9 protein-coding genes are annotated in these 11,451 nt (G+C 64.8%); 1 reads left to right on the top strand and 8 read right to left on the bottom strand.

The window, feature by feature from the left end; all coding sequences use genetic code 11:
* Positions 1-90 precede the first annotated feature (90 nt).
* The 6 genes from istB to G6N18_RS00330 all read right to left on the bottom strand — a co-directional run bounded on the left by istB (position 91) and on the right by G6N18_RS00330 (position 9,020).
* Positions 91-939 carry an IS21-like element helper ATPase IstB gene (gene istB, locus G6N18_RS00355; RefSeq protein WP_083006019.1) on the bottom strand — a complete coding sequence of 283 codons (849 nt, stop codon included), beginning with the start codon at positions 937-939 and terminating at the stop codon, positions 91-93.
* On the bottom strand, positions 936-2,297 hold the full coding sequence (locus G6N18_RS00350; RefSeq protein ID WP_083006017.1) for a Mu transposase domain-containing protein: 1,362 nt from the start codon (positions 2,295-2,297) through the stop codon (positions 936-938). Before G6N18_RS00350 ends, istB begins: the two co-directional genes overlap by 4 nt.
* Before the next feature lie 389 nt (positions 2,298-2,686).
* Entirely contained in the window at positions 2,687-2,923 is a 237-nt protein-coding gene (locus G6N18_RS24830; RefSeq protein ID WP_083006010.1) for a helicase associated domain-containing protein, read from the bottom strand.
* Positions 2,862-7,523, bottom strand: a complete 4,662-nt coding sequence (locus G6N18_RS00340; RefSeq protein ID WP_083006008.1) for a DEAD/DEAH box helicase — start codon at positions 7,521-7,523, stop codon at positions 2,862-2,864. The genes G6N18_RS24830 and G6N18_RS00340 overlap by 62 nt, the downstream gene beginning before the upstream one ends.
* A gap of 230 nt (positions 7,524-7,753) precedes the next feature.
* Positions 7,754-7,921 carry a hypothetical protein gene (locus G6N18_RS00335; RefSeq protein ID WP_234806237.1) on the bottom strand — a complete coding sequence of 56 codons (168 nt, stop codon included), beginning with the start codon at positions 7,919-7,921 and terminating at the stop codon, positions 7,754-7,756.
* A gap of 871 nt (positions 7,922-8,792) precedes the next feature.
* Positions 8,793-9,020 carry a DUF3618 domain-containing protein gene (locus G6N18_RS00330; protein ID WP_067224880.1) on the bottom strand — a complete coding sequence of 76 codons (228 nt, stop codon included), beginning with the start codon at positions 9,018-9,020 and terminating at the stop codon, positions 8,793-8,795.
* 111 nt (positions 9,021-9,131) lie between these two features.
* Here G6N18_RS00330 and bcp point away from each other — a divergent pair, with 111 nt between their 5' ends.
* Positions 9,132-9,605: a thioredoxin-dependent thiol peroxidase gene (bcp, locus tag G6N18_RS00325; protein ID WP_083006006.1), complete on the top strand. Its 474-nt coding sequence runs from the start codon at positions 9,132-9,134 to the stop codon at positions 9,603-9,605.
* Here bcp and G6N18_RS00320 read toward each other — a convergent pair.
* Positions 9,582-10,937, bottom strand: coding sequence for a dipeptidase (locus G6N18_RS00320; protein WP_083006004.1), 1,356 nt, complete (start codon positions 10,935-10,937; stop codon positions 9,582-9,584). The two genes, bcp and G6N18_RS00320, sit on opposite strands and share 24 nt — an antisense overlap.
* Before the next feature lie 114 nt (positions 10,938-11,051).
* A complete protein-coding gene (acpS, locus tag G6N18_RS00315; protein WP_067224771.1) occupies positions 11,052-11,444 on the bottom strand; it encodes a holo-ACP synthase AcpS in 393 nt (130 codons plus the stop codon).
* Between the last annotated feature and the right edge of the window lie 7 nt (positions 11,445-11,451).

Here is an 11,451-nt window from a genome sequence, read left to right as displayed (position 1 = left end):
CGAGTGGGCATCGAAAGGCACTGGGCCGTGACCGCGCTCGTCGAAAGTCCCCAGGTGTGCTTGCTGAAATTCCCCACCTGTGAGCAGCGGTCAGTGTAGTGGTTGGCGGGTGCCGGTAGTGGTTCTGCGTAGGGTTTCGGCGGCGGCGTGGTGATCGCGTAGTCGGTAGGACTCGCCGTCGAGGTTGATCACGACTGAGCGGTGTAGGAGTCGGTCGAGCATGGCGGCGGCGACGGTGGTGTCACCGAGGATGTCGCCCCAGGCGCCGACGCCGCGGTTGGTGGTGATGACGATGCTAGTTTTCAAATAGCGTTGCGAGACAACCTGAAACAAGGCTGATGCGGCTTCTGCTGGTAAGGGCAGATATCCGAGTTCGTCGATCACCAACAGCGTGGGTCCGGCGTAGAAACGCATGGTGGTGGCCCAGCGTCCCTCGATGGCCGCGCGGTGACAGCGGGCGGCCAGGTCGGCTGCGGTGGTGAAGTACGTGCGATAGCCGGCGTGTGCGGCTGCTCGGGCCAGCCCGACCGATAAGTGCGTTTTTCCTGTTCCCGGCGGGCCGACGAGCAGGATGTTGGTTGCGGATTCGAGGTAGCGGCAGGTGCCCAGTTCATCGATGAGATTGCGGTCGATGCCGGAGGCGGCGTCGACGTCGAAATCGGCCAGGGTGGCCGGGGTGGGCAGGCAGGCGAAGCGCAACCGGCCGGCCAATCGCCGGGCCGCGGTGGCGTCGACCTCCACTGCCAACAACCGCTCCAGCGCGACGGTCAGGGACAGGTTCTCGGCGCTGGCTTGGTCGAGCACGGCGGGCAAGGCTTCGGCGGCAGCATGCAGTTTGAGTCCGGCCAGATGCGAACGCAGCTGCTGGTACCGGGAAGCCGCCGCCGACGGAGACTCGGCAGTGGTGGTGGTCTTGGGGGTGCGTGGGGTCGGAGTCATTGGAGGGTCCTGTTCTGGGCGGCCCGCTCATAGGCGGATAAGTCGACGACAGTGGAATCGGTGGACTGGTCGGAGGGTTCGGCGGCAACTGTTGTGCTGTCGCGCAGCTGGAGTAGTTGTGCTGCAGCGGCTTTGGCCGCTGGTCCGGGTGGGATGCGTTCCTTGCGCCGATGCGGGCGTCCCGTGGCTGCCGTGGTCATCGCGGCGGCGTCGAGGGCGATGACATGGCCACTGTCACGAACCATGACCCCGAGTCCGTCCGCGGCCATCCGATGACGTGCGACGACGATTCCGCTGGTCGTGGCGATGTCGCAGAATTGGCCACCGACCGGATGTGAGACGACCACCGTGGCGGCAGCCAGCTCCGGTGGCACTGAGTAGCGGTTGCCGCGGTAAGACACCAACGCCTGCCGAGACGCTGTGCGGGTCTCGGAGACGATCACCGGATACGGCGCGATCGGTAATGGCTGCAGCGGTTCGGTTTTGGCGACAGTGGCCACCGATGAGCGGCCGTCGGCGGTGGCGCGGATGCGGGTGTCGCCGCGTACCCGGGCGAAGCGGTCCACGCTGGCTTGGGCCGCCTCGACGGTCAGGTCGTCGGCCAGGGTGCGCCACCAGCGCTGGGCGGCGGTGTGGTTAACCTTCTCCACCACGCCTTTGCGGTTGCCACGCCGGGCTGGGCAGATCGCCACCGCGACCCCGTAGTGCTTGGCCACCCCGGCGAACGAGGCGGTCACCCGGCCGCTGCCGGGGTCGCAGACCGTGGCCATCCGGTCGAACCGCCACACCCGAGTCAGCCCGCCGAGTCCGCGGGTCACGCGGTCAAGACCGGCGACCAGGTGCGGCTGATCTTGTGACGGCGACAACGCCGCTCGCCACTTGCCCGAATGGGCCAACGAACCGACCAGCAGGTGCGCGGTCTTGCCCCAGCCCCAAATTTCAGGTGGATTCGGCAATTCCAGCCAGTCCCACTGGGTTTCCTCCCCGGCAGGATGTGCGATAACGGCGTTGGGTCGTTCGGTCGCGGTTCGGCAGGCCTCACAGACCGGGCGCAGATTGCGGGTGCGGATATTGCGGGTCAGGCTCTGATACGACAGCCCAAAGCCCAGCTCTTCGAGTTCGTCGTACAGGGTTCGGGCCCACAGGTGCGGGTCCTCGGCCAACCGTGCGGTGACGTAGTCGACGAACGGGTCGAAGGGATCAGGACCGGGGCGGACCCGCACTCCGGGCTCGCCGTCGCCGTTGAGGTACTTGCGGACCGTCTTGCGGTCGAACCCGGTGTGGCGGGCGATCGCCGAGATCGACCAACCACGGCGGCGCAGGGCATGTACTTCCACATCGTCCTCCCATGTGAGCATGAGAAAGCGGGCCTCCTTCGACACGGCTGCAGGCGTCAGACACCAGCAGCTTCCAAGGAGGCCCGCCCTTCTCGGCGGAGCCACACGGGTGGGGAATTTCGATGAGCGTCAGTGGGGAATTTCAGTGAGCGCGGTCAGCCGCGCTACGCCAAGTTTGGTCGGCACGTTCGCTACCGGCTAAGCGACGTGATCGATTGGGAACGAAAGCAATTCGCACAAAACAAGCGCGACACCGCCTGACTATCACGGTGCAATATCTGAGACCCACGTTTTGAGGCAACTCTTGTGAGATGACGACTTGGGCCTTCTGCTGCAGCAGACACTCTCACTCCGCCTGTCTCACAAGTAAAGAATTGAGACAGGCCGAGGGGCTCACACTGGGCAAACTCCTATTTCGCTTGCCAAACCCAGCCGGGAAGCTGCTGAAGCCGCCGTTTCCGGTCAGGAGTGAGCGTGCCGTTGCGATAAGCGGCGCGTTGGATGCCCACCCAGGAACCTAGCCGGAAACCGTTCACGCTGTAGGCATCCGGAACACGGGCGTGGCCATGTTCCAGCGAATACTTCTCAACTAACTGGTACGCCCCACTTCTCGGCGTGAGGGTTCCACGTCCATCCCGGCACCTCATCAAGACGGCGTTGCCGTTCCAAATCGAGGCTGCCCCTAGCGTAGTCACGTCGCTGGCGGGCGACCCAGGTGCCGAGTGGGTAACCGTCGAACGGGACACGTTGAGGAACGAAACAGTGCCCCTGGCTTTTTACGAATTGAAGGAGTTTCTCCATGCCCTCCTCCCAGTTCGCTGCACGGTGATCCCACACCCAGCCGGGAAGGCGCTCGAGCCTGCGGACTCGTTCTGCGGTGAGCTTCCCCTTCCTCTGCGCCCCTCGTTGGATACCGACCCATGCGCCCAGTCCGAAGTTGTCAACCCTGTACGAGTCGGGGGGTCGTGCGTTGCCGTGTTCGGCGGCGTACTGCTCAAGCAGCCCGAACGCCCTTTCCCAACTGTCCGTGTGAGGGTTCCATGACCAGCCCGGAACTTCCTCCAGACGGCGCTTCCGCTCCGGGTCAATGGTTCCGTCGGCGAACGCAACGCGTTGAGTCAGAACCCAGCCTCCGAGCCGATAACTTCCGACCTTGTGTGCGCCGGGCACTAATGCGTGCCCGCGTTCAGCGACGAATGTCAGCAACTCCGAAAACCCCCGCTCCCATTGGTCAGCCTTAGGGTTCCACTGCCATCCCTTGACTGCCTCCAGGCGTCGCACGCGGCCGGTGCTGAGATCGCCTTTGGCGTATGCGCGCCGCTGGCGCTCTACCCAGTCCCCGAGCTTATAACCCGCAAAAACACAGCCGCCCGGAACGTCTGGATTTCCCTCTGCTTTGGCGTACCGCTGGAGCAGCGCAAAAGCTGCCTCCCACTGCTCTCCTTTGACATCCCACATCCATCCGGGCAGCGCCTCCAGCCGCCGCTTGCGGTCTTCGGAGAGTTCTCCAGCCGCATTCTTACTTCTTTGAGCACTCACCCAACCGCCCAGGGCGAACCCGTCCAGCTGGCAGGACTGCGGCACAAACGGGGTGCCCTCGCATTCAACATATTTCAACAGTTTGGCAAAGCCGTCCTCCCAGCGGGCGTCAAACGTGTCCCACACCCAGCCTGGAAGAGCGTCGAGTCGGCGGTATCGGGCGGGATCCAGCCGCCCGGCAGCGGCGGCGCTGCGTTGGACAGCCGCCCAACTACCTAGAGCGACGCCCCTAAACACATACGCGCTCGGCACGTTCACGTTCCCGTGCTCTGAGGCATATTCCATCAGGAGGGAGAACTTCTCATCCCAGGCATCGTTCTTCATGTGCCAAGACCAGCCGGGCAGTGCTTCAAGACGCTTCACACGGGCGGGATCGAGATCGCCTCTATTTCCGAGCTGCCGCTGAGAGTTTGTCCAAGCCCCCAGCGCGAATCCGGATTCGTCGATGTACTTGACCGGCATCCGCGCGGTTCCGGTTCGCTCGCCAAACTCGACGAGGTGCGCGAACCCGTCCTCCCATTGCTCGTCCTTGACATCCCACATCCATCCCGGAAGTTGCGAAAGGCGCTCTTGGCGTTCTCGTTCCAGCTTCCCGGTCGTGTAGGCGCGCCTCTGTGTCGTCACCCAGATGCCAAGTTTGAATCCCTTATAGACGCACTGGTACTGCACTCGGGCGTCGCCGAACTCATCGACGTAGCGGCGTAGTGCGGCATACCCGTCTTCCCATAATTGGAGCCGTGTGTTCCAACTCCACCCTTTGAGTTGTTCCAGCCGTTCACGCCGGTCATCGGTCAACGTGCCTGCGGCATAGGCGTTTCGTTGAACGTTGATCCACTGACCGAGACGCAGGCCATCCGGACTTCGGTAGCTGAAGGGCACCCGCGCGCTTCCACGTTCGGCGACGTAGGCGAGGAGGTGGTTGAACCCTTCCTCCCAACGCGCCGCGATGTCGTCCCAGGCCCAACCGGACAGGCTCTCCAGCCGCGCGGTGCGATCGGTGCTCAGCTCACCCTTACTGTGCGCGACACGTTGTCGGCTAACCCAGCGGCCGAGCGGGAATCCTTCATAAGTTCCACCGCTTGGAACTCGTGCGTTCCCGTGGACGCCGACGTAGTCCGCCAGATGGGCGAATCCCTCCTCCCATTGCTCCACGAAGGGATCCCAACTCCAACCAGCGATAGCTTCCAGTCGGCGTCGTCTGTCGCCGTCAAGCGATCCCTTGCCGAACTTCTGACGCTGCGTCGAAACCCACCAGCCCAAATTGAAATCATCAACCCTGTAGGAGCGCGGCACTCGGGCATTCCGATGGGCCCGAACGTATTTCACGAGGAGTGCAAACCCCGTCTCCCACTGATAGTCATGGGGATCCCACGTCCAGCCGGCGAGGGATTCCAGTCGCCGCTGTCGATCGCTTTCAAGCGTTCCCTTGGCGAACTTCTGCCGCTGGGCTTGGACCCACGCGCCAAGTTGATCGTGCGACCGCGACACCCGAGCATGTCCGTTGGCTGCTACGAACTCCCGAAGACTTCTGAATGTCTGTTCCCACTGTTCGTCGTGGGGATCCCACGCCCAACCCGGCAGCTGCTCCAGACGCTGCTGACGTTCCTCGGAAAGAACTCCTCGGCGTCTGAAGGCGCGCTGATTGGTGACCCAGTTATCAAGTTTGTAGCCGTCGGACGAGTATCCCCGCGGTACTCGTGCATGGCCGTGCTCATTGGTGAACTGCTCCAACAGCCCGTACCAGAACTCCCAGGGGGCGCTGGTTTCTTCGACCAGGCGGGCGTCAAATGCGTTGGAGAAGTCGCGCCCTATCGCGTTGGGGAGATCGACGTGAATCTTGTCCGGCAGCCGCGGCCTTCCGCCCTTGCGCCCGAGTTCGCGGCGTAGCTCATCAAGCTGGCGGCCCAACTCGTCGTCGTGCGCGCGGAGGGCCCGCACCACGTCCCACACCGGCTTGAAGACCGAACTGTCCAGGGCCACTTCGGGGTCGGCCTCGGTATCGACGAAGACCGGGATAACGATGGTGCCGACCTTTTTTTCGTCGGACTTGCGGATTGCGCGCCCCACCGCCTGCACGATGTCCACCTCGGAACGGCGGGGGTCGATGAAGGCCACCCCGTCGAGCGTCGGCACGTCCACTCCCTCGGCCAGGCAGCGGGCGTTGGTGAGCAGCCCGTACTCTCCGTCGCCGATGGCTCCGAGTTGCTGGATGAGCCGCCCCCGCACGCCAGCATTCATCTCGCCCGACGTGTACGCGCACCACGGCTTACCCTTGGGGCGCTGCCCGGCGGGCATCCACTCCACCACCTCTGGGAGCGTGGCCGCGAACTCCTTCGCCCGCTTCACCCGTGAATGGAACGAGATGGTGCGCCGTAAGCCATATTTCCGCATCGCCTTGGCTAGGCCGATCTGCCCGGCCAGGGTAGCGGCGTCGGTAACCTTGCTCTCATCAATGCGGACGAGAGTGCCCCTCTCTGCCCACTCCCGGTAGGTCGCGTCGTCCACGCCGACGATGGACACCTGGTAGTCGGTCAGGAGGCGGCGTTCGATGGCTGCACCGAAACCAAGCTTGTGCAACACAGGACCGAAGGTGGCCTCGTCATCCATAGATGCGTACTCGTACTCCGCTTCCTGGGCGGCCTTGAGCACCCGGCCCGTGAAGTAGCGCGGCGTAGCCGTCATGAACAGCCGCCGCCGGGCCTTGATTCGGGAGCCGTCGAGCACCGTGGCGAAGTCTGACGACACAGGCCCCGCGCACCGGTGCGCCTCGTCGGCCAACACCAGATCAATCGTGGGCACCCCGCCCATGGCGAAGGCGGCGGCCACCTGCGGCGAGGACTGGTAGGTTCCAAACACCACGCGGGGACCGCGTCGACGGAGAAACCGGGCGATGTCCTCTGGGTCGGTGGTGACGGGCACCCCGAGGTCGGATGTATGCGCCACGATGGCGTCCTCGTCGCGGGACACGGTGACATCCGAGCAGACAGGCAAGATGTCGAAGTCGGTGCGGCGGTTGACCATCCACACACGCAGCGTCTGCTTCAGGAGTGACAGCGAAGGTACCAGGACCAAGACTCGCTCGGCCCCGAGCTTCTCCCTGATGAACAGGGAGGTGAGCGTCTTTCCGGTGCCGCAGGCCATGATGAGTTGGCCGCGCTCGGAGATCTTGAAGCCCTTCACCACGTCCCGGATAGCATCGCGCTGGTAGTCATGCGGCGCGGCAGGTTTCGGCGGCCGCGACGGGCGCAGCTTGTCCGGGGACTCCGGCCAGTCCAGGTACCCGTCGGATGCTCGCAGGTCTGTCAGATCCAACGCGGTGACCGGTTTCTCCTGTGCGTCCACAGCGCGCTGTGCGAGTTCGTGTAGGCCGCCCGTGGTCGTTGAGATCAGCAGCCGCTGAGAGAACTGCTTGGTGTTGGACTCCGATAGGAACTTGTTCAACTCAGCTTTGGGGATGGGCTTGTCTTCTGCGTAAGCCTTCGCCTGCACTGCCCACAGGTGTCCATCGGCATCCTCGGCCACCAAGTCGATACCCGCCTCGATGTCCCCTGGACGGTCGGGCCACTCCTTCCACAACCACACACGCCGCAGTCGTTGCTTGTAGAGCGGGTCGTTCGTCAGGAACCATTTGCAGACGTGCTCGAACTGCTTACCCCGAATCCTCGGGTCGGGATCCAAGCGGTCGAACAGGGCATCGAAAGTCGACACGGCGCGGATGTTAGTTGAGGGCTGCGACAGCTAAGACGATTTCGGCAAACGCTTGATTGCGCTTGGTGTTGACATCTAAGCGGATGCAATACCAGCGCCACCACTAGGGTCGGCAAACATGGATCCGGCGAATTTGACTCCTGAACAGTCGCGACGCCGCACCTACTACCACGAGTCGGCCACGCGATTGTTATTGGACTCCGACCAGCCAAGCGTCGACGACAAGAGACCTAGCCGGGGGCATACAGCGCCGACCACTTCGTGATCGTTGGCTCAAGGCTGTGGGGATAGTGCTGTCGCCGACTGGTGGGCACGCCTCGCCGCTGGGCTTGCGCCTCGTACAGCACCACCGCGCATTCGGCCATCCCGACCGCCGCCGCGAAGCCGTCCGCAGCCATGCGGAAAGTTTCCATTTCACCTGTCTGGAGGTAATCCATCGCCCACTGCAGGCCATGGACGAAGCCAGCCGGTGCAGAGGTCAACCCGCACGATGGCCAGTTCAGGTGTATCCACGTTTGTCCAGCGTAGACGCAGCCAGCAAATTCGCTGGTCCGGATAAGGGCAGGTGACGCTTATGCGACGCAAATGGCAACGACACAACCGGAAGCGACCGGAGCCGTCCCCCGCCAATCAGGACCTTAAACCGGAGCCCACCAGCGGAGTGTCCTCCCGACAGGATTCATCCGGAATGGACCAGACCCGCTGACGGAGAATCAGCGGGTCCGGGGTTCGAAACCCTGACGGCGCACTCAGTTTCATCTCGACGCGACCGTGGCCTCGTCTCGGTCGCGCTTCGTTCTCCGAGTCCGTATCGCCATCCTGCACCCGACCGGCTGGTTGCCGATGACCCGCGCGTAAATTATTTGCGCTACTGACGCCCTAGCCGCCGACAAGTGTGCTGAGATCGACATTCGTCCGTTGACGGAGAGGCGGACCTGGGCGTGCTGGCGTTGCGGAACAGCTCACTTTCCCCTGTAATTCGCCGTTCAAACTGCATGAAGGCAGATACCTCTGTTACAGTCGAGTTAGCTGATCGGCCAGACGCCCCCCGACGGGCGGAGATCGGAAGGAAACGGGTACTTAGCTGATGTCCCAGCTAGGCGGTTCTTTCGGAATCGGTGCCGCGGATGCGGATGCGCCCGACGAATTAACTGCGCAAGTCCCGGTCGCGGTGTATACGTGCAACCGACTCGGCCGGGTCGCCAATCCCCCCGGTTTTTCCGTCGTCGACTGGTTCCGCTCGGCGCGACGTCGCTGATGCTGTTGCGCTCAGCGCTGCCGGATCCGACGCACCACAAGCACGACCGCGAGTGCTCCTACGCCAGTGAGCGAGATCGCCACCGCCGGTTTAGTGACGAACCGCACCACCGCGGACTTGACGTCGTCGGCCAACCGGCTGGGGTTGGCCCGCTCGGCGAGCGTGTCCACAGTTGTCGCGAGCTGCTCCCGAGCCTGATCGATATCCCGCTTGATGGTCTCGGGATCGCGGTCCGCCACGTGCGCCTCCAAGCCGTCCAAGTCGCAGCTTCTGAGATGAAGCCTGCCGATCTACCCTAGAGCAGCCCGCGCTCGCTGCAGCGCACCGGTCGACAGAAGGGATGCCCGCGCGTGCCACAGACTCCGCGACTCGAGGTAGGCGACAAAGCCTCTGCGTTCAGCCTGCCCGACGCCGACGGCAACACCGTGAAGCTCTCCGACTACACGGGTCGCAAGGTCATCGTGTACTTCTACCCGGCGGCGTCGACCCCCGGCTGTACGAAGCAGGCGTGTGATTTCCGGGACAACCTTCGTGAGCTCAACGACGCCGGGCTCGACGTCATCGGCATCTCCCCCGACAAGCCGGAGAAGCTGGCCAAGTTCCGCGACAAGGAGCAGCTGACGTTCCCGCTGCTGTCGGACCCGGATCGCGAGGTGCTCACCGCTTGGGGCGCGTTCGGCGAGAAGACGATGTACGGCAAGACCGTTCAGGGCGTCATCCGGTCGACGTTCGTCGTCGACGAGACGGGCAGGATCGCCGAGGCGCAGTACAACGTGCGCGCCACCGGGCACGTCGCCAAGCTACGTCGCAATCTGTCCGTCTGAGCTGTGTTCTCTCAGTCGGGCCAGCAGTAGGGCCTCCGAGACGGCAGCACGCTCCAGCACTCCCAGGTGCAAGCTCTCGTTGACGCTATGTGCCTGTGTCGCAGGGTCTTCCACGCCGGTCACCAGTATCTTCGCCGACGGGAACGCGGCGGCGAACTCGGCGATGAACGGGATCGAACCGCCGATTCCGGTGTCCACCGGTTCGGCGCCCCACGCCTGGCGGAAGGCGGCCCGGGCCGCGTCGTAAACCGGCCCGCTGGCGTCGACCGCGTACGGCTGCCCGAGGTCACCGGGCGTGACGGTCACCTGCGCACCCCACGGCGCGTGCTGCTCGAGGTGTCGCGTCAACGCCGCCAGGTGCTCTGCGGCATCGCCGCCGGGCGCGACGCGCATGCTGACCTTGGCCCGCGCCCTCGGAATCAATGTGTTCGACGACTTGTCGACAGGCGTGGCGTCGATGCCGATGACCGTGATCGCCGGTTTGGCCCACAACCGTTGCGGCACTGAGCCCGAACCGATTTCGGATACGCCCTCGAGGAGTCCGGTTTCCTGGCGTACACGTTCCGGCGGATAGTCGAGGCCGGCAGCGGCGGCTTCGTGTAGCCCCGCCACTGCGACATTGCCGTCGTCGTCGTGCAGGCTGGCCAACATCCGCACCAGCACGCTCAACGCGTCGGGCACGACGCCGCCCCACAGCCCCGAGTGCAGTCCGTGATCCAGCGTGGCGACCTCGACGGTGCAGTCGGCCAGTCCCCGCAGCGACACCGTCAGCGACGGCACCTCCGTGCTCCAGTTGTCCGAGTCGGCGAGGACGATCACATCGCAGGCCAGGGCCTCGCGATGCGCCGCCAGCAGGCGCGGCAACGACGGCGAGCCCGACTCCTCCTCGCCCTCGACGAACACCGTGACACCGACCGGCGGATCGCCGCCGTGCGCCCGGAAGGCCGCCAGATGTATTGCGATGCCGGCCTTGTCGTCGGCAGTGCCCCGACCGTAGAGGCGTCCGTCGCGCTCGGTGGGCTCGAACGGCGCCGAGTCCCACTGCGCCCGATCGCCTTCGGGTTGCACGTCGTGGTGGGCGTACAGCAGCACCGTCGGCGCGCCCGGCGGCGCGGGATGGCGGGCGATGACGGCGGGGGCACCGCCCTCGCTGACGATCTGTACCTCGCCGAACCCGGCGTCGGCCAACAGCTGCGCCACCGCGGCGGCGCTGCGCTGCACCTCGCCGCGCCGCGCCGGGTCCGCCCACACCGACTCGACGCGCACCAGGTCTTCCAGGTCCCGCCGCACCGACGGCAGCACGTCGCGCGTCCGCTGCACCAGATCGCTCATGACGGCGACAGTAGCGGCATCAATTGCGCACCGCCGAGGAGCCGTGAGCGTGCATGAACTGCCGGAAAACCTCGGCGTGTCGTCGACAGACACGCACCCTCGCGGAGCAAAGGGTCAGCGCTCTTCGAGGATGGCGACCGCCGCGGCGGTGCCGGCCTCATGCGTCAGCGACAGGTGGATCGTCACGTCAGCCAGATGCTCGGCGATCGCCCCGGACAGCCGCACCTTCGGACGGCCCCACATGTCGGTGATCACCTCGATGTCGCGGTGGATCGCCTCGGGCAGCACGGGCCGCTTGGCGAACCGCGAACCCGACCACGCCTTGATCACGGCCTCCTTCGCCGCCCACCGGGCCGCCAGGTGTCGCGCCGCCGACGAGCTCTTGTCCGCGGCGTCCCGCCGCTCGCCGGGCGTGAACGTCTCGGCGAAAACGGTCCCCGGCTGGTCGACCTGCTCGGCGAACTCGGGTATGGAGACCAGGTCGATCCCCACCCCGACTATCGCCATGGGCGAA

The sequence above is a fragment of the Mycolicibacterium celeriflavum genome (genome assembly GCF_010731795.1).
In the GTDB taxonomy this organism is placed as follows: Bacteria; Actinomycetota; Actinomycetes; order Mycobacteriales; family Mycobacteriaceae; genus Mycobacterium; species Mycobacterium celeriflavum.
The sequence above is the reverse complement of the archived record's forward strand: the minus strand, read 5'-3'. Positions and strand labels throughout refer to the sequence as shown.